The 18,619-nt window shown below is 67.4% G+C and carries 14 protein-coding genes; 3 read left to right on the top strand and 11 right to left on the bottom strand.

Annotation, left to right across the window (positions count from 1 at the left end):
- Nucleotides 1-2: 2 nt before the first annotated feature.
- The gene (locus ACFVVI_RS15415; RefSeq protein WP_378993227.1) at nucleotides 3-1,607 is read right to left on the bottom strand and encodes a dolichyl-phosphate-mannose--protein mannosyltransferase; all 1,605 of its coding nucleotides are present in this window, start codon (nucleotides 1,605-1,607) and stop codon (nucleotides 3-5) included.
- A gap of 177 nt (nucleotides 1,608-1,784) precedes the next feature.
- On the opposite strand from ACFVVI_RS15415, the gene rsmI reads away from it, so the two are divergent.
- Complete coding sequence (gene rsmI / locus ACFVVI_RS15410) at nucleotides 1,785-2,654, top strand: 16S rRNA (cytidine(1402)-2'-O)-methyltransferase (RefSeq protein WP_387445894.1); 870 nt, start codon at nucleotides 1,785-1,787, stop codon at nucleotides 2,652-2,654.
- Between the two features lie 23 nt (nucleotides 2,655-2,677).
- Here rsmI and ACFVVI_RS15405 read toward each other — a convergent pair whose 3' ends face one another.
- From ACFVVI_RS15405 to ACFVVI_RS15375, 7 genes are all read right to left on the bottom strand, one after another.
- On the bottom strand, nucleotides 2,678-3,805 hold the full coding sequence (locus tag ACFVVI_RS15405; RefSeq protein ID WP_378993229.1) for a glycosyltransferase: 1,128 nt from the start codon (nucleotides 3,803-3,805) through the stop codon (nucleotides 2,678-2,680).
- 79 nt (nucleotides 3,806-3,884) lie between these two features.
- Nucleotides 3,885-4,874, bottom strand: coding sequence for a GAF domain-containing protein (locus ACFVVI_RS15400; RefSeq protein WP_387445823.1), 990 nt, complete (start codon nucleotides 4,872-4,874; stop codon nucleotides 3,885-3,887).
- 9 nt (nucleotides 4,875-4,883) lie between these two features.
- Complete coding sequence (locus tag ACFVVI_RS15395; RefSeq protein WP_378993231.1) at nucleotides 4,884-6,752, bottom strand: putative bifunctional diguanylate cyclase/phosphodiesterase; 1,869 nt, start codon at nucleotides 6,750-6,752, stop codon at nucleotides 4,884-4,886.
- A gap of 23 nt (nucleotides 6,753-6,775) precedes the next feature.
- A complete protein-coding gene (locus ACFVVI_RS15390; RefSeq protein ID WP_387445822.1) occupies nucleotides 6,776-8,908 on the bottom strand; it encodes an Rv1355c family protein in 2,133 nt (710 codons plus the stop codon).
- Nucleotides 8,905-9,621 carry a hypothetical protein gene (locus tag ACFVVI_RS15385; protein WP_387445821.1) on the bottom strand — a complete coding sequence of 239 codons (717 nt, stop codon included), beginning with the start codon at nucleotides 9,619-9,621 and terminating at the stop codon, nucleotides 8,905-8,907. Before ACFVVI_RS15385 ends, ACFVVI_RS15390 begins: the two co-directional genes overlap by 4 nt.
- Nucleotides 9,622-9,826: 205 nt before the next feature.
- Complete coding sequence (locus tag ACFVVI_RS15380) at nucleotides 9,827-10,267, bottom strand: AraC family transcriptional regulator (RefSeq protein WP_378635974.1); 441 nt, start codon at nucleotides 10,265-10,267, stop codon at nucleotides 9,827-9,829.
- Nucleotides 10,264-10,707 carry a GyrI-like domain-containing protein gene (locus ACFVVI_RS15375; RefSeq protein ID WP_378993237.1) on the bottom strand — a complete coding sequence of 148 codons (444 nt, stop codon included), beginning with the start codon at nucleotides 10,705-10,707 and terminating at the stop codon, nucleotides 10,264-10,266. The genes ACFVVI_RS15380 and ACFVVI_RS15375 overlap by 4 nt, the downstream gene beginning before the upstream one ends.
- Nucleotides 10,708-10,897: 190 nt before the next feature.
- Here ACFVVI_RS15375 and ACFVVI_RS15370 point away from each other — a divergent pair, with 190 nt between their 5' ends.
- On the top strand, nucleotides 10,898-13,147 hold the full coding sequence (locus ACFVVI_RS15370; RefSeq protein ID WP_387445820.1) for a hypothetical protein: 2,250 nt from the start codon (nucleotides 10,898-10,900) through the stop codon (nucleotides 13,145-13,147).
- A 54-nt stretch (nucleotides 13,148-13,201) separates the two neighbouring features.
- Here ACFVVI_RS15370 and ACFVVI_RS15365 read toward each other — a convergent pair whose 3' ends face one another.
- The gene (locus ACFVVI_RS15365) at nucleotides 13,202-14,128 is read right to left on the bottom strand and encodes an alpha/beta hydrolase (RefSeq protein WP_378993240.1); all 927 of its coding nucleotides are present in this window, start codon (nucleotides 14,126-14,128) and stop codon (nucleotides 13,202-13,204) included.
- 327 nt (nucleotides 14,129-14,455) lie between these two features.
- Here ACFVVI_RS15365 and ACFVVI_RS15360 point away from each other — a divergent pair, with 327 nt between their 5' ends.
- Complete coding sequence (locus ACFVVI_RS15360) at nucleotides 14,456-15,940, top strand: MDR family MFS transporter (RefSeq protein WP_378993242.1); 1,485 nt, start codon at nucleotides 14,456-14,458, stop codon at nucleotides 15,938-15,940.
- A gap of 69 nt (nucleotides 15,941-16,009) precedes the next feature.
- Here the strand turns inward: ACFVVI_RS15360 and ACFVVI_RS15355 are convergent, their stop codons facing one another.
- Together ACFVVI_RS15355 and ACFVVI_RS15350 are read right to left on the bottom strand one after the other, a co-directional pair.
- A complete protein-coding gene (locus ACFVVI_RS15355; protein ID WP_387445819.1) occupies nucleotides 16,010-17,779 on the bottom strand; it encodes a glycosyltransferase family 39 protein in 1,770 nt (589 codons plus the stop codon).
- 335 nt (nucleotides 17,780-18,114) lie between these two features.
- Nucleotides 18,115-18,324, bottom strand: coding sequence for a hypothetical protein (locus tag ACFVVI_RS15350; protein ID WP_387445818.1), 210 nt, complete (start codon nucleotides 18,322-18,324; stop codon nucleotides 18,115-18,117).
- Nucleotides 18,325-18,619 lie beyond the last annotated feature (295 nt).

Here is an 18,619-nt window from a genome sequence, read left to right as displayed (position 1 = left end):
CGCTACCGCCAGCTCGGCAGCCAGAGGTGGTCCTGCCAGTTCTGCGGCGTGATCGCCTGACCCGTGAGGATCGGCCACAGCCAGACGAAGTTCGCGATCACCAAGCCCAGATAGATGCTGACGATCAGCAAGCCGAGCGCGTACCGCTCGTTCACCGGGGCGGGAAGATAGGTACCCGTCGGACTGCGCGGTATCCCGGCGGGTCTCGCCGACCCGAGGATGTCGCCGAGTGCCAGCGCCATCCCCATCACCAGGAACGGCGCGAGCACCACCGCGTAGAAGAAGTACATCTGGCGGTCCAGTGTCAGGAACCACGGCAGCAGCCCCGCGCCGTAACCCACCAGCACCGCCGCGTAACGCCAGTCGCGGCGCACCACCGAACGCCACACCATCCAGCCGATCAGCGGCAGCGCCAGCCACCACAGCGCGGGCGTGCCGACGGCCATCACGGCCTTCACGCACTGCGCTTCGCCGCAACCGGTGACGGTGCCGTCGGCGTAGTAGTAGAGCATCGGGCGCAGGCCCATCGGCCAGGTCCACGGCTTGGATTCCCACGGATGGTGGTTGCCCGCCGAATTGGTGAGACTGGAATGGAAGTCGAGGGTCTCGCCCTGGTAGTACCAGAGCGAGCGCAGCGCGTCGGGCAGGAACGCGAACGCGCCACCGCTGCCGACCTGATTGCCCACCGCGTACCGGAACACCCCGTTCTCGCTGGCGAACCACGCCCAATACGAGGACAGGTACACCACCAGCGGAATCACCACCAGCGCGTACAGCGCGGGCCCCACGTCGCGCACCATCGCGCCCAGCCACGGTTTGCGCACCCCGTACGCGCGGCGCGCGCTCACGTCGAAGGCCACGCTGAGCAGGCCGAAGAACATGATGTAGTAGATGCCCGACCACTTGGTGCCGCACGCGAGCCCGAGCAGCACGCCCGCGCCGAACCGCCACCAGCGCACGCCCAGCCGTGGACCCCAGTCCGAGACGCCGACCCGCCCGGCCAGATCCGCGCGAGCCATCCGCTCGCGCATTTCGTCGCGGTCGACTATCAGACAGCCGAACGCCGCGGTGACCAGCAGCGACATGAAGATGTCGAGCATGCCGATGCGCGAGGAGACGAAGGTCAGGCTCTCGGCGATGAGCAGCACACCCGCGAACGCGCCGATCAGCGTCGAGCGGGCCATCCGGCGCACGATCCGCACCACGAGCAGCACCAGGATCGTGCCCGCCAGCGCCGCCGTGCCACGCCAGCCCCACGCGTTGTAGCCGAAGATCGCCTCACTGAGGGCGATGAACTGCTTGCCGACGGGTGGGTGCACGACCAGGCCGTAGGCGGGGTTGTCCTCCACGCCGCCGCCGGTGACCATCTGCCAGGCCTGTGGGGCGTAATGCTTTTCGTCGAAGACGGGAGTGCGCGCGTCGGTCGGATAGTTCAGGTTGATGAACCTGGTCAGCGCGGCGATGACGGTGAGCACCGCGGTGACCAGCCAGCCGCGCGCGGTGTCGAGCGGACCGAAATCGGGGGCCGGGCGCAGCGGCGCGGGACTGACCGACGCCGACACGGGACGCGACGGAGGCATCGCGCGCTCATCGGTCACCGGGATCACGCCCCGATCGTAGGCGGTGCCACCCACGAAGTCCGACCCGACACTTGTGCCCCCTCGTTTCCCCACCTACGCGCCCTCGGGCGCGGCTCCCCCGCCTGACAGAATGAACACGCGCCATCTACGCACGCGGCTTCCGGGCGACCGAATACCGCCTGGCCGCACTGCTCGCCGCACTCGATCGCCTGCGGGGAGAACTTACCGGAGAGGTCGGACAACACTGTGTTGGTCTTAGCGGCAACCCCCATGGGCGACATCGGCGACGCCTCGCAGCGACTGCGCGACGCGCTCGGTTCGGCCGACGTGGTCGCGGCCGAGGACACCCGCCGCACGAAATCGCTCGCGAAGGCACTCGGCGTCGAGATCACCGGCCGCATCGTCAGCTTCTACGACCATGTGGAAGCCGCCCGTATCCCCGCCCTGCTCGACGACATCGCGAGCGGTCTGACAGTCCTGCTGGTCACCGATGCCGGCATGCCGTCGGTGAGCGACCCCGGCTACCGCCTGGTCGCCGCCGCCGTCGACCGTGATCTCCCGGTCACCTGCCTGCCCGGCCCCTCGGCGGTCACCACCGCGCTGGCCCTGTCCGGTCTCCCGGTGGAACGCTTCTGTTTCGACGGCTTCGCCCCGCGCAAGGGCGGCCAGCGCCGAGAGTGGTTGCGTACCTTGGCCTCCGAACAGCGTGCCATCGTCTTCTTCGAAGCACCCCACCGCCTGGCCGACTGTATGGCCGACGCGGTCTCGGTCCTCGGCCCCGATCGTCGCGCCGCCATCTGCCGCGAACTCACCAAAACCTACGAGGAGGTCGTCCGCGGCACGCTCGGCGAACTGGCCGCCTGGTCCGCCGATGGCGCCCGCGGCGAGATCACCGTGGTTCTCGAAGGCTCCCAACCGGTTTCGGCCGAGCCCGCCGAACTGGTCGACGAGGTCGAGACACTGGTGGCAGGCGGCATGCGGCTCAAGGACGCCTGCGCCGAGGTCTCCGCAGGCCGGGGCGCCTCCCGCCGCGAGCTCTACGACGCCGTCCTGGCGGCCCGCTCGGAGAGCTGAGCCCGAACGCCGAGCCTGCCCGATCAGCGACCCAGCACCGCGAGCATTCCCGCGACCGCGCGGGGCCAGCCGAATTGCTCGGCGCGCGAGCGGGCAGCTCGACGGCGGCCGGAGGTGGGCATGGCCAAGACATCGGTGACAGCCTGCGCGAAGGCACGGGGCCGATCGGCGGCGATGGCCCCGCATTCGGCGGTGACGATATCGGCGAGGGCGGACGAGCGGCTCGCCACGACCGGAGTGCCCGCGGCCAAGGCCTCCAGAGCAGCGAGGCCGAAGGTCTCGTGCGGGCCCGGCGCCAGTGAAACATCCGCGGTGGCGAGGAGTTTCGCCACCATCGCGCGTTCGTTGATGAAGCCGGTGAAGTGGACCGCGGGTTCGCCACCGGGCAGGGCGGGCAGGGTGCGGGCGCGGCGTTCGAGCGATTCGCGCCGCGGCCCGTCGCCTGCGACGACCAGCCGGGCGGGTACGCCGGCGCGATGCAGGGCGCCGACCGCCTCGATACTGCGGTCGACACGCTTCTCCACCGACAGCCGACCGCAATGCACCAGCATCGGATGCCCGGCGACGCCGAGGTCGGCGCGCAAGCCGGAGTCACGGCGTCGTGGACTGAACAGATCGAGGTCGACCCCGAGCGGGACCAGTTCCACGTTCGGCGCACCGATCCGCAGGAATTCCTCCCGCGCGAAGTCGGTGGTGCACACGACCATGTCGTAGTCGGCTGCCGTGCGCCGGTTGGCCACGTCGGCGCAGCGGCGCGCGGCGGGTCCGGGCAGGAACTGGCCGAGCAGCCGGTCGAGGCGCTCGTGCGAGATCATCACGCTCGCCACCCCGCGCCGCCCCGCCCACCGGCCGAAACCGCGCAGCGTGAGCCGGTCCGACACCTCGAGCACGTCCGGCGACAACCCGGACAACACGTCGGCCACCCGCCGCGGATCCGCCGCGCGATACCCACCTGTCCACGGAATTCCCAACGCGGGCAGAGTAATTCGCAACGCACCGGTGGGCAGAACCTCTTCCGAACGCCGCGACCCCGGCACGATCAGCACCACTTCGTGCCCCGCCGCCACATAGCCCTCACCGAGGTGGTGCAGGGCAGTGCGCAACCCACCCGATCGCGGGCCATAGAAATTGGCAAGCTGCACGATGCGCACACGCCGATCGTCGCGCCGCGCGGGTTACCTCCGGGTCCTGCCCGAGGAACGGGAGGTGAACAGCGTCGAAAGATGCGGCTCAGTGCGCGACGAGCGAGCCGTCACCGGCCGACCACACCCGCAGCAGCCCGTGCCCCGTACCCATGGCCACCAGTTCGGCCTGCGCGGTGATCCACTCCCCGACCGCGAACCGCACCCGCAGCGCCAGTCGCCTGCCGGTACCCGGAGTGCGGGCCAGGTCGCGGCAGGCGCCCCGCAACGTGGCGAGATCATCAGGATCGATGACGGGTCGCTCCACCAGCCAGCGATCCAGCGGGGGCAGCGGTGGTCCGGCCCATTCGTAGATCAGGGCGCTGGTCAGCTCGATGATGCCGACACCCACACCGCTGCTCTGCGAAACGGCGCGCAACATGGCCGTATCGGGATCGGCCGCGGGCTGGGCGGAGTCGAGCTCGGGGATGGCGTGCATCAGCGCGCTGATCCGGCGTTGCGCGGGTACCGCCCTGGTGATCATCTGGAAGTGGCGGACCTCGTCGTCGTCGCCCGCCATGTCGACCTCGCCCTGCCACAGGCCACCGTCGTCGATGCGCGCGACCATCGCGAAGTACTCGATGCGCCCGTCGAAGCGCGCCATCCGGCCGAATGCCTCGGGCGGCGTGCGGATCACCCGGACCTGTTCGGGGTCCCTGGCGAAGACGAGTTCCTCCAGACCGGGTCCGTGATGGGCGAGTTCGGTGTCGGCATCCCAGTCCCAGGCGGCGACTCGGCGCGGTCGCGGGATCGGGGTATCGAGGGCTCCGGCCCACAGCCGTACCCCGTGGACGCCGCCGTAAGCGCACGGCACCGGCTCGGTCACCACCAGCGTGTCCGCCTCGACCAGGCGCTGCGCGTGCCCGTCCGCGTGGCAGCGCCGCACCGCCTCTGTCGCGATCCGCGCGCGGGACGGGCCGAGAACCCGACGCAGCGAGCCGAGCCCGGACCAGTGCCTCGGGTGCGCGCCCGCGGCGACCACCGTCGGCTCACCACCGGGGAGAAGGGTCTCCACCAGGAGCCAATCGTCGGACGGCATCGCCGCGATTCAGCTCGACGCCACGCCACGACCCGCGCGCGGCAGGTCGAGGTCGAGCGGGATACGTCCTTCGCGCAGGTGCGCCTCGACTTCCTCACCCGGCATCGGCCTGGCGATGAGGAACCCCTGCGCGCGGTAGCAGCCGAGACCGACCAGCGTCCTGGCCGCCATCGGCGTCTCCACTCCCTCGCCCACCACGCCGAGGCCGAACGACCCGGCCAGCCCGATGATCGACTTCACGATCGCCAGGTCGTCGTCGCTGTCGCCGAGCCGCTGCACGAAACCGCGGTCGATCTTCACGGCGTCGACGGGCAGCGCCTTGAGATGGGAGAGCGAGCTGTAGCCGGTACCGAAATCATCGATGGCGATCTGCACGCCCATCCGTTTCAGGCCGCGCAGGGTGAGTCTGGTTCGCACGAGGTCCTGCACGACGACGTGCTCGGTGATCTCCAGGCAGACGGAACTGCCGTCGATGCCGTACAGGCGGAGAATGTCCTCGATGCGCTCGACGAAATCGGCGCTCACCAGCTGGACCGGGGACACATTGATCCGGATCACCACATTGGCGGCCAGCCCGCGGCGGCGCCAGTCGGCGAATTGCGAACACGCCGACCGGATCACCCACCGGCCGAGTTCGCCCGCCAGGTTGGTGGCCTCGGCGACGGCGACGAACGCGCCGGGCGGCAGGAGTCCGCGCGTGGGGTGCTGCCAGCGCACCAGCGCTTCCAGCGCCACGATGCGTCCGGTGCGCAGGTCGACCTCGGGCTGATAGTGCAGCACCATCGACCCGTCGGACACCGCGCTGCGCAGGTTGACCTCGACGTCGTCCTGTAACTCGAACTGGACCCGCATGGCGTCGGTGAACACCGCGATCCCGTTGCCACCACCGGATTTCGCCGAGAGCAACGCGTGGTCGGCACGGCGCAGCACGTCCGACACCGTCGTCTCGCCGGGCACACCGAGCGCCACGCCGACGCTGACCCCGCGGCTCACCGATTCCTGCCCGACCGAGACCCGGCGCCCGACCAGCTCCTGGATCCGGTTCGCCTCCAGTTCGGCGGCCACCGCGTCCATCGTCTTGGCGGGCACGATGACGAACTCGTCGCCGCCCAGGCGCGCGATCATGTCCTCGGGGGCGAAGTTCTTGCGCAACCTGGCCGCGAGCGTGCGGATGAAATTGTCGCCCGCGTTGTGCCCGAGGAAGTCGTTGAGCGCTTTGAGCCGATCGAGGTCGAGGAAGAAGGTCGCGACCGGACCCTCGTTCCCGGGCGCGAGCCGTTCCTCCATGTGCTCGAGCAGCGCGCGCCGATTGGCCAGGCCGGTGAGATCGTCGTGCGAGGCGATGTAGCGCAGCCGGTCCTCGGCCTCCACCCTGGCCTGTAGCTGGGCGAACAGGGCCGCGATCGCCTTGAGTACATTGACCTCGCGGGTGGTCCACGCCCGGTCACCGCGCCGGACGAAGCCGAGCGCGCCGATGGACACCCCGCGCGAGACCAGGGGAACACAGGCGGTCACCATCGAGGGCATGCCGGTGGTCTGCCTGATCATCTCCTGGTAGTCGGGGTATTCGTCGCCTCGGCTGACGATGATCGGCTCGACGGCGTTCTCGCTGGCCAGGAACAACGAGTCGGCCTCGGCGAAATCGATGACGCGTAAGGGGTCGGGGTCGGGCACGTAGGGCCGGCGCGGCCACTCGGCGATCAGCACGGTCTGGCGCTGCTCACGCACGGTGTGGCGCAGATAGGCGAACTCGACGTCGAAGTAGTCCACCAGGCTCGCGAGCACGCGCTCGCTGGCCACGACCATGGTCGTGGCGTCGACGCCCATCAACTCCGAGGCGACCTGCGTCACCAACGAGTCGAGGTTTCGCCGAGGCACCGTTTCTCCGATCGTGCTATCTGTCAGTTCCCTGAACCGAGTACCGGGAGCCTGGCGCTCCGTACTGTCGGCGCGGGCGCATAGCTCAGTCGTAATACTGCCGTGACCGTCTCGTGCCCGGGAATTCCCATCAGTGCGGAGAACCGTTTGTGGATCGAGGCCAGTGTATCTGTGAATCCTGCGGATACGTTGCGCAAATCGTTGTCGTCACGGACGTAGAGGAAAACCGGGGACATCGGCTGGACCGCGAGGCCCAGCTTCTGCGCGGCAATCCACACGCGCTCGACGGCGGAACCGCCACGCACATAATCGGCCAGATCGGCGTCGGCGCCGGCTGGGCAGGTGACCGCGATCAGCGCCGAGCCGGACGAAATCCGCTGGCGCGCGTAGTCGCCCAGCGCCGCGCCGCCGGACCAGTTCCGCAGGTAGGCCATCACATCGGCACGCCCGCCGATGGCCAGTTTGGCGTACTCGTCGGAGGCCAGCTCCATGGCTCGCAGGTCGAGCCCGGTTCGTAAATCGTCAGCGGGCCAGCGCAATTCACCGAACATCTCCGCGTGCAGCCGGGGCGTCAGGTAGCGGACGCGATCGGATTCGGCGAGGAGTTCGGCGACCTCGCCGAGCCCGGCGCGATCGGTGACCCCGCGCACGAACGCGCCTTCCGCCGCAGCCGAAACAGCCAGTGCATCAAGCACTTCCGGTGCCAAGGTGCGCCCGTCGCCGAGGTGCCGGTTGGTGGCACGGGTCAGCATTCCAGGGTAATCGGCGGCCAGTTCCGGGTCGGCCCGCGCACCGAGGTGCAGCACCGCCGACACGGGGGCCGTACCGCCGAGCACGATCTCGTGCGTCCCCAGCAAACCCTGAGCTGCGGCGGCGACGCGGGCGTTGTAGAGGGCCGCGCCGAGAGCCACCGCGCTGCCACGGAATCCGATATCCATCCCGGAGGTACGCGCCGGGTCGACCGCGAGATGCACGGCGGAACCGTCGACGCGCACCACCCACGGCTGCGCGTTGCCACCCGACGGCGCGCGTTCGATGCCGTGCAGGATGCGGGCGATCGATGTGTGCGGCTCGTCGAGCTCGTCGAGCGGCACGGCGTCGGCCGTGAATCCGCGGTCACCTCGATCGGGCTCGCCGAGGCTGTCGAGCTCGCGCTCGAGGTCGACGCGAATTCGCCCGGACGGCAGCGCCTGATCGAGGCCGATCCGGCGCACCGCCGTGGCGATGATGGCAGCGCCGAGCCCCACATCGCTGCCGAGCTGGGGCCACGTGGTGACCGTCTCGTCGATTTCGGTGAGGCTGGCGGCGAGCCGGGCCGAGAGCTGATCCGGGTCGAGGATCCGCATCACGTGCGGGGCCTTGTCGCGGTTCGACAAGCCGCGCAGATCAGCTCTCGTCGTCGCGCCGAGCAGGCCGTGGAACGGCGGCCGATCGGGTTCGAGATCGAATCGCTCGACATCGAACAGACCTCGATCATTGGTCTCCATCAGCACCGGGATGCGGTGCCGCCTGGCCGCCTCGCGGGCGGCGAGTTTCACGTCGAGGGAATCGCAGACCTCGACCACCACCGACAGCCCGGTCAGGAATTCGTCCATCGACGACTCGTCGACGCCCGCCGGGAAGATCTCGACGGGCAGATACGGGTCGAGTTCGGCGATCCGCCGGCCGGTGACGACACACTTGTTGAGCCCGATGTCGAACAGCCCACCGGGAATCCGATTCAGATTCGACAGCTCGACGGTGTCGAAGTCGGCGATCCGCAGCAGCCCGCAGGCGCCTTCCAGCGCGGCGACATAGGCGATCTCGTGCCCCGCGCTCTGCCCGATGACGCCGACCGCCTGGCCGCGCAGCTGTCGTTGCTCGGCGATGGTCAGCTTGTTCCGGTTGCGGTCCTGCCGAACAGCGCGAAACGCGGTGGCGCCGACGATGGCGACCAGCGCGCGGCGCCACGGGTAGTACACCCAGCGATCGTCGGCCGGGTCCGCGTCGGGCGCGGCTTTGAGCCGGGCCAGTTCCGATCGCATCGCGGGACGCAGATCACTCACCGAGATACCGGGAAGCTCCCGCAGGCGTGCCAGCTCGGCCGAGTCGGCGGGGACCGCGTCATCGAGCACCGACGCGCGGAAGACGTCGGTGGGCGCGAGGTCTCGGATCATGGGCGTCGCACTTCGAGCAGTTGCGCGCGCTCGACGTCGATCAGATCGCGCTGGGTCGGCGTCGCCGCCGACAGATCGGACAGATCCCACCAGACCGGCACGGTGGTGTACCGCTCGTCCGGGTAGGACACGGCGGGAATGCCGGGATCCTGGCATGCCCCACTCGATCGGTAGGACTCGAGCTGATGCAGGGGGCTGACGCCGAACCCGTACCGCACGTCGAGCAGCCAGGTGACGTGGACGACGCCGCGGGCCACCAACGCGCCGAGTTCCGGCCTGCGCGGGACCGACCGTATCGACCACCCGCCCTTGGATTCGACGACTCCGTGCGGCACCTTGGCGTCGACGGAGGCGCGCAACGCGGCCTCGCCTGGAGTGCCGAGCCATGGGTGGAATCCGGGGATGTCGTCAGCGGTCGCGTGCGGCCCGTGCGCGCGCAGGCCGGCCACCACCGACCCGTCAGGATCGATCGCGACGAGGAACAGCGACGTCGAACGGCCGTCGGCGAGGGTCTCGACATCGAGCGCGTCCTGAACTCCGTAGTGCCGGTAACCATTCAGCGCACCCTCGAGATACCGATCCCACAGTGCCGGATCTTCCGCTGGTGAACAGATGCGGACATGGCATCCAGAGCTGCTGTCGAGGTACCGCAACCCGCCCGCATTCGCACCGACCACCCGGTTATCCGAGCCGGTGTGAGCCGACACCCTCATACAACTCCGTACCTACACCCACGTCGGCTTTGTCCGACCAGCCAAAGATTTCCTACGCAGTATCCGTCATTCGGCAGGAATGCACCATACGAGTGGCTAATTTTCCGGTAACCTTCTGAGCCAGTTGAAATAATCCCAGGTCAGAACGGGTGAATGCGCGAGAGGCGGTCGAGTCAAGACCGATCGGTTCGAATTCGGCTAACTTTCAGCTATCAACCGTGATCGACACGAACAATTCCACCGTGTCGGGACCGTGCCACACTTCGATCTCCTCGCGGTAGGCGCGGGAGATCTCGGCCGACGCCGTCGCGTCGTCGACCTGGGCCCAGACGTCTTCCACCGGGTCGTGATAGTCGCCGTTGGGCGCGAAACGGGCGTAGATACCCTTGGGAACTCGCAGCATGAGATCGCCGACCGGTACGTCGTCCGGAGTCGCGTATTCGCGTGCCACCAGCGCGTTCCAGTTGCCCGCCGGGTCGGGCACGTAGACCGTGTGCAGCGGTTCGCCGCCGCCGGGGCGGTCGCGCAGCCGGTCTTTGAGGAACTCGATCAGGTCGCTGTTGCTCACTTTGAAGCTCGGGTGCACCTTCGGCACCGCCAGGCCGCCGTACAGCGCCGCGCCACGGACCACGATCGAATAGGTCATCGTGGGTCGACCGCCAGGTACAGGTCGATCTTGTAGGCGTGCGGGTAGCACTCGAAATCGCCGGTGAAGGTGCGCTTGATCTGGTTGTGCTCCTCGGCGTAGGCGATCTGGGTCCACAGATCCGTCATCACCTGCGGGAAATTACCGACCGAGGAGAAGCGCGCGTAGGTGCCGCGCGGCAATCGGGCCGCCAGATGTCCGCGAGTGACCTGATCGAGCGACTCGCACCGGTAGCCCACGATCTGGGTGTTGTACGTACTCAGCTCACCGGTGTAGTCGGTATAGGCGCTGGCCAGAGGCCCGCCGAGATCCTGATGCAGAACCGCCGACCATGCCGTTTCGAGGTCACGGTCGCGGAGCTCACCGAGTGCGCGTTTGGGACTGCGAACCGGAAGACCGGCCACCCAGGTCTCGTCCCGCTCGACGATTTCGAACTGCAATTGACGACTCTCTCGAAGGGTCCTGCTCAGGTTGCGCCATGCTATCAAACCCCACCCTAACCATATCTGAGCTGGACAAACGTCCACCACTTCCGTACGGATACCCGGCGCTATTGTTCGATTCATCTCCATGCTCTAAGCTCCCGCGCTCGTGTGGGTACGCGCGGAGCTCGAACCGCGAAAACAAGTCGTGCGGTGGGCCGGGGTCGTCATCGCCGCGGTCCTCCTCGGGTATCTCGCTGTGCTGCTGGGGGATTCGCGGCACTTCTATACCGACGACACCGAGGCGCAATACGTGCCGATGTGGCAGTTGCTCGGTACCGAATTGCGGGCGGGGCGGTTCCCGGCGATGGTGTCGTGGGAATGGATGGCGGGCAACTACAGCCTCGAGGAAGCCGGGCTCTACAACCCCGCGCAGCTGCTGGTGTACCTGCTGGCGCCCTCGTTCGACAATCTCGCGCTGTACGCGACCGCCGTGAAGTTCGTGTTCTCCGCGATCGCCGCACTCGGCGTCTTCCGCATCTGCCTGGCCTACGGCGCCCGCGCGCCATGGGCCGCGGTCGCGGGCGTGGCGTTTCCGTTCAGCGGATGGTTCCTGTTCTTCGACGAGGCCAGCTGGTTCACCTCGCAGACCGGCACCGCCTGGCTGGTGCACGCCTGGGCCTCCGCGGTCCTCTACGCGCGAGGCCGCACCGGGCCGATCCCGCTGTTCGTGTTCCTGTATCTGGCGCTGACCATCCAATACGCGTTTCCCGCAGTCGAATCCGGCTTGATGATCGCCACCGTCGCCGCGGGCGAATACCTGTACCAGCGCAGGTGGGCGCCGGTCGTGCGACTGCTCACCGCGTCCGGGCTCGCGGTGCTCGCGTCCATGATCGCCAACCTGCCGATCCTGCTGTCCTCGCAGGCCACCTGGCGCGGCGACGTCTCCACCATCCACAACGACCCGTTCCTGACCGTCCCGTGGTCGGAATCGCTCAACGCGAGCCTGCCGAGCACCGTCCCCGCGTTCACCGCGTGGTGGGGGCATGTGCAGCCGCTACCGATGGTCTACATCGCGTGGTTCGTGATTCCCGCGCTCGCCTTCATCGATTGGAAGTCCGCGGCACGCCATGCCGCCTCATGGAGTGGCATCGCACTGTTCGCGGTGGCGACCCTGATGTGGACGGCGGGGCCGGGAGCGATCGGTCCGCTCCGGTGGCCGGCGCGCGTGTTGCCGATGCTCGCGATCGCGCTGCTGGTGCTGGTGTGCGTGCTGATCAGTCGCTACGGCGATTTCACCGCGTCGCGGCGACGGTACGCCGCGGCGGGTGCGCTGATCGCGTTGCTGTTCATCCGATCGTTCTCCGCCGCACCGAAACTCGTCGAACGCCACGCCCTCGCCGTGTTCGTGGTGGTCGGGCTCGGGGCCGGGGTGGTGTGGCTGGCGCGCACGCGCGGGATCGCCGCCGCGGCCGCGCTGACCATCGCCACGACCTTCCCGATCGCGTTCGTCCAGGTGGCGTCGGCGCCCCGGACTCCGATGTCGTACGGATTCGCCGAACAGCGCTCGGACATGACCGCCGCGTTCCCCGATTTCGGCGGTCGCACACTGCAATTGGCGGACCGGATCATGGTGCGCGACGAAGAGCGCACGCTCGCAGGCACTTACGGCTCCATCGCGCTGGGCAGCTACGCCAAGAACCTCCGATTGCAATACGTGAACGGGTACACGCCCGTCGGGCACGCCGCCTTCGCGGGCTTGCTGTGCATGGCCTGGGACGGCGGCACCTGCCCTGACGCGTACCGGAGGGTCTTCGCCGTCGAGCCGTCGACCGACACACCGATCGTCGATCTGATGCGCCTGGATCGCATTGTCCTGCAACGCAGTCAGTATCCCCATGCCGGAACCGAGCCCGCCCCCGCGGGCTGGAAGTTCGTCCACTACCCCGGTCACGAACACCAGATCTGGGTCCTCGAGCGAGTCAACCCCCTCCCCTCCCCCGGCGACCTGATCGCCCACGAATCCGGCGTACACGCCACCGTCATGCCCGAGGCAGGCCTCACCAACCGCGCCACCGTCTCCTCCGGCACCGGCGGCCGAATCGTGCTGTCCCGCCTGGCCTGGCCCGGCTACACAGCCACCCTCGGCAACAGCGAAATCCCCATCCGCGCAGTAGCAGGCACCTTCGTAGCGGTCGACATCCCACCCGGCACCCACAACGCGACCCTCACCGTCACCTGGCGCCCACCCGGCCTACCCATCAGCCTCACCACAGCCCTACTGGCCCTGATCGGCATCGCGTTGCTGCAGTGGTGGTTCCGCAGAACCCGCCAGAGAACCCTGCCCGAAACCCTCGAACCCGAAGCCTCGACCCCCCGACTGGTCACCGTGATACCCACCCCACCGAACTCAACCCCCACACTCCCGACCACACCGCCCAGTCCCCGCGTTCAATAACCACGCGGCGCTACCTCTCACCCGTCCCGGTGCCACTCCTCGTGCTGGAACCCCTCACCCGATAGCCCTGGCCAAATGCGGCCAAGCCTCATGCAGGTCAGCCTGGAACTGCCCCCACGTATGAGACCCGGTCGCCCGGTGCACATGCACAGCCGGTATCCCCAACTGCCCCAACCGCCCGGCGAACGCAGCCGTACACGCCCCCGCGAGAGCTTCGATCGGCGGCATCGGCAACCCCCGATCCTGCGCACCGGGGAACCCCGTAGCCGCAGACAGGAAAATGGTCTTCCCCGCGAGCCGCCCCGCGTTGGCGAAGACGTCATGCTCCCGCCACCCCGGCCCACCGGGAATCCCCCACATATTCCCCGGATTCCCCCCACCACGCACCGCCTGCGCGCTGGCCATCGCGATCCCCATCGGATCCGAAGCCCACGGGCAACCGCTCAGCGCCGCCACCGCGGAAAACCGTGATCCACTCTGAATCGCCAGATCCAGCGCCGACGACGCGCTCATCGACACCCCGGCGATGGCATTGCGCCCACTCGTCTCCAGCGCACCATCGATCACCCCGGGCAGCTCCTGCGTCAGATACGTCTCCCACCGCACCCGGCCGACCCCCGGATCATCGGAAATCCAGTCGGTGTACAACGTGAACGCCCCACCGACCGGCATCACCACGTTCACGAACTTGTCGGCGAAGAAGCTGCGCACGTCGGTGTCGTCCCACCACGAGATCCCGTCCACCCCACCACCGGCCCCGGTGAGCAGATACAGCGTGGGAGCCCCGGCCCCCGCCGCCTTGATCACGTTGTTCTGGATCACCCGCCCCATCGCGGGCGAGTACACATCGATCTGAGCGGACCTGCCACCCAGCGGCGCCTCCCCCGCCACATACGCCCCCGGATCGGCCGATGCCTTCGCACCCCCGAGAGCGGCAACAATCGCGCACACCACAGCAAGCCAGGTTCTCGACGCAGTCACCTAACCGGTATACCCCGCATCCCGGGGTCCACTCCGCCGAACACACCGGCGCGCCGTCGGCCGAGATCGGGCAGTGACCAGGCTCACGATCCAGCGTGAGACCAGCTTCGATATCCCCGGGACCTGCACCTTTCGATACGTCCCTGTCAGCGCGAATCCGAAAAACCAGGTGATTTGTGTCGTACCCGCCCGGAATACTGACCGGCGCCCGATGAGTTGGACCGACCGAATCCGTCTCTTCTCTTGTGGTGCCGGGACGTCGTCGACTCGGCATCGGGCCACAGCTCACGCCCCGCCGTTTCCCCATGTTTTCCGGAGGTTACCCCGATGCCAGCCGATCTATCCACGCCGACGACGAAGGGCAAGACACCGACCGTCATCCGCGTGCTGGTGCTCGCGACCTTCGTCGTCATCCTCAACGAAACCATCATGATCAACGCGATCCCGCGGTTGATGAGCGATCTCCATGTCACCGAGGTCGCCGCGCAGTGGGTCTCCACCGCGTTCATGCTCACGATGGCCGCCATCATCCCCACCACGGGCTGGTTCCTGCAGCGGGTCACCACCCGTCAGGCCTATGCGGCCGCGATGGGCGTGTTCATCGCAGGCACCGTGATCTCGGCTCTCGCGCCGACGTTCGCGGTGCTGCTGATCGGCCGCGTCATCCAGGCGGGTGGCACCGCGGTGATGATGCCGCTGCTGATGACCACCCTGATGACCGTGGTGGCGGAGCAGGACCGTGGCCGTGTGATGGGCAACGTCACCCTGGCCATCTCGGTCGCGCCTGCCATGGGCCCGGTGATCTCGGGCCTGATCCTGCAGATCGCCATCCCGGGAATCGACTCCTGGCGACTGCTGTTCGTGGTGATGCTGCCGATCGCCGGTCTGGTCACCTGGCTGGGTCTGCGTCAGCTGGAGAACGTCGGCGAGCCGCAGCCGGGCACGCTCGATCTCCCCAGTGTGGCGCTGGCGGCCCTCGGCTTCGGTGGGCTGGTGTTCGGGCTGAGCAAGTTCCACGGTGACAGCTACTCCACCGCGGTACTGATCACCGCCGGTGGCGTCGCGCTGATCGCGGCGTTCGCGCTGCGCCAGGTCAGCTTGCAGCGCAACGGAACCCCGCTGCTGGATCTGCGGGTCCTGCTGCAGGGCACCTACACCAAGGCGCTGGTCCTGATGTCGGTCGCGTTCCTGGCGATGATGGGCTCGATGATCCTGCTGCCGCTGTACCTGCAGAACCTGCGCGGTCTGAGCCCGCTGGAGACCGGCCTGCTGGTGATGCCGGGTGGTCTGGCGATGGGTCTGCTCGGTCCGACCGTGGGCAAGCTGTTCGACAAGTTCGGCGGTCGGGCGCTGGTGATCCCCGGCTCGATCGGTATCGCCGCCTCGCTGGCCGGTTTCACCCAGATCTCGATGGACATGCCGTACTGGCAGCTGCTCGGTCTGCACATTCTGCTGATGGTGTCGCTGGCCGCGACGTTCACTCCGGTGTTCACCCTCGGCCTCGGCGCGCTGCCGATGCACCTGTACTCGCACGGCAGCTCGATGCTGGGCACCATCCAGCAGGTGGCGGCGGCCTTCGGCACCGCGCTGGTCGTCACGGTCATGTCGGCCCGCAGCACCTCGCTCATCGAGGCGGGCACCCCGCCTGCCGTGGCCACCCTCGACGGCATGCGCCTGGCCTTCTTGATCTCGGCCGTCCTGGCGCTGGTCGTGATCGCGATGGCGGTCCTGCTGCCCAACCGCGCGGCAACCGACCCGCACGCCGCGCCCGTGCAGGACGACGTGGATGCACCGGAGCTGGTCAAGAACTGACCCGCTCCCGCTCGAACGACGAACCCCCGGCCGCATTCGCGGCCGGGGGTTCGTTCGTATCGTCCTCGCTCAGTGCGTGGGTCGGGTGGTGGTCCGATCGTCTCGCCAGAGGCCGAGATCGAAATACAGCGTGGTCATGGAATCCCACATGGTCGACCACTGCTGCCTCGGGCCTTTGCAGACCCAGACGGCGGTCATCCGGTCGATGCCGGGGGTACCGAGGGGGTCGTCGAGGTGGACGACGCGCTCCACCTCGGTGAAACGGGTGCGCAGGTCGTGTTCGGCGGTGTCGAGTCCGACGTAGACCACCGACGTCGCCGAGTCCGGCGGCGGGCCGAAGAAGCCGAAGCCACGGCTCGGGCTGTACGTGGCAGGCAAGCCGTACTGTCTGCCGAACTGCTCGACCGCGCCCGCCTGCGGATAGCCCTGCGCAACGATGACGGCATCGGCCTTTTCCGCCGGCGTCAGCGTGCGGTAGCCGTCATTGACGGCGGAGACCATCGACGACCAATTGGTGTTTCCGAAGAATGCCGTCTTGAGTCCGAGGTCGATCGCATCCTCGGCCTGCGTACGCCAACTGGGCGCGAGGGGTATCACCGTGAGTGTGACAATGGTTGTCAGCACCGAGATTGCGGCGATCGGAACCAGCGCCACATTCATCCACCGTTTCCGGTCGTACTGCCAGAGACCGACGGCCCCGAAGGCGAACATGGCGGGAAAAAGGCCCCCGGGGTAATACGGCCGCCCATGCGTGATCATGACAAATGCGGTCATGATCACAAGTGCTACCGCGATAAATCGATACGGGCGTAGAGACTCCTGCTTGAAGGCCGCCCAGAATCCGATAGCGAGCAACAATGTGCCCATGATGCCCGCCAAAATGGGAAACTGCGGAAGGAATCCCACCGGGCCGTAGCCGGTGGCGTCCTGCTCGGCGCCGATGACCGCACCCATGGCCAGCTGTGGCCAATTGTGTTGTGACTGCCAGTAAAGAATCGGAATCAGGGACGCGGCGAGGATGCCGGTCGCCACCCACAGCGCGGGACGGCGCAGGACGTCGCGGGGGCCGCACAGGATGACCGCGGTGCCGAGGCACGCCCAGACGATGGGGATCATCCACTTCACCTGCATATCCAGGGCGGCAACCAATCCGGCCACGACGATCAGCCAGTCCTGGCGAGTACGAACCCAGCGAATGAACAGCCAGGTGATCACGGCTGTGAGGGTGGCGTCGAAGGAGAACGTGCTCAGCACGACCTGGTTGGCCGCCAGTCCCGACAACGCGTACGCGGCCGCGGCGAGCATCTGAACACGGTGGCTGCCGCGCAGTTCGTAGGCGATCAGTGCCGCCACCACGACCGCGCACACGCACATCACGACGGCCGGGAAGCGCAGTGCCGTCACCGATCCCGGTGCGAGCTGGTCCGCGAGCCAAGCGAACACGGGCACCACCACGCCCTGATCGGCATAGGTGTAGTCGAGTCGCCTTCCGGCGGACAGGAAATAGAGTTCGTCACCGAAGTAGTCGTAACGGCCTGCCGTCGCGGTCAGCGCGATCGCGGCGATCGAAGCGATCAGCGCGACGCCACGAAAAGCGAACGACGGATGGGTATTCGGTATTTCTTCGGGCTCGGTGCGAGCCTCGATGACCGCTGTCATGAACTGCCTCTGATGCTTTCCAACAGACGCGTTCGACGCCCCCTCCCGTGGTGGCGCCACATCTGTTCGCTGGTGAAACGATTCCTCCCCGGCAGCGAACTTGGTGAGCGCGGGCGCTCGCGGTCCTGCGCGGATCATGTGATTTACCGAAACGTTACTGCTATTCAGCAGGGTCCGCAAATGCGCTGACGTGCACAGTAATAGCCATTTTCGGTGTATCGGCTACTACCTGGGCAGCGTTACCGATGTGACCGAGCTAACGGTTTAAGCAGTTTGCGAATAAGTGAATTCTGCTGCACAGCAAAGTGAAGCTTTCATAATGAAGGAAATTGAAAAGACTATTACTCGCCAGTATTTATTCAATCGACGAATCATGCCAACACAATTGGGGGCATGCATTCGATCGCTGTCGAGTCTAAGGTGCGTGCCGCAAGGGCACGACGGCCGACATCGGCCCGACACAGAGAAAGGGCCCGGTCAGTGACCGGGCCCTTCTGGACATCAGGCTATGCCTTCTACCTCGACGAACGTGCCTGATACGACAACTCTCGACAGCGCGAGTCCACGATGAACGGCATATCAGCGTTGTCGAGCGCGGTCAGGCCCTCTGCCGACAGCATGTCGGCATCGGCGACCACGACGATGCTCTCGATGCGGTGCCGAGCCCGGAACTGGGCGATGATCGGTCCGATCGCGTGCTTCTCTGCCTTGCTGCTTCCCAGCAACCGATTTCGAGAGGGAACCCGTGTCGGTCGACGAGTAGGCCGACCACGATCCGCGGGTCGACGCGATGTTCTGTCGAGTAGCCGACGCTGCACAGGCCGCCTTCCGTCTCCGGCTCGAAAGACAGCGTCGTCAGACTCACCCAGATGAGCCGGCGCGAACACGGCATCGGAGACAGCGTGAGCCGACTCAGGCGGGCACTGCAGGGTTCGGCGTGTCGATGGCACGGCAGCATCAGAGCTCGCTGCGGATGTTCCGCGACTTCATCTGCGGCCCCGCTACGGCTGGCAGGCAACG

The organism is Nocardia sp. NPDC058114 (assembly GCF_042884695.1).
Lineage (GTDB): Bacteria > Actinomycetota > Actinomycetes > Mycobacteriales > Mycobacteriaceae > Nocardia.
Note: the sequence above shows the minus strand (reverse complement) of the source record. Positions and strands in the feature narration are given on the sequence as shown.

Coding starts and splice junctions, on each gene's coding strand:
- ACFVVI_RS15400 (WP_387445823.1), bottom strand. CDS start 4,874: ATGCCGTCCGACGATTGGCTCCTGGTGGAGACCCTTCTCCCCGGTGGT.
- ACFVVI_RS15390 (WP_387445822.1), bottom strand. CDS start 8,908: ATGATCCGAGACCTCGCGCCCACCGACGTCTTCCGCGCGTCGGTGCTC.
- ACFVVI_RS15380 (WP_378635974.1), bottom strand. CDS start 10,267: ATGACCTATTCGATCGTGGTCCGTGGCGCGGCGCTGTACGGCGGCCTG.
- ACFVVI_RS15385 (WP_387445821.1), bottom strand. CDS start 9,621: ATGAGGGTGTCGGCTCACACCGGCTCGGATAACCGGGTGGTCGGTGCG.
- ACFVVI_RS15360 (WP_378993242.1), top strand. CDS start 14,456: ATGCCAGCCGATCTATCCACGCCGACGACGAAGGGCAAGACACCGACC.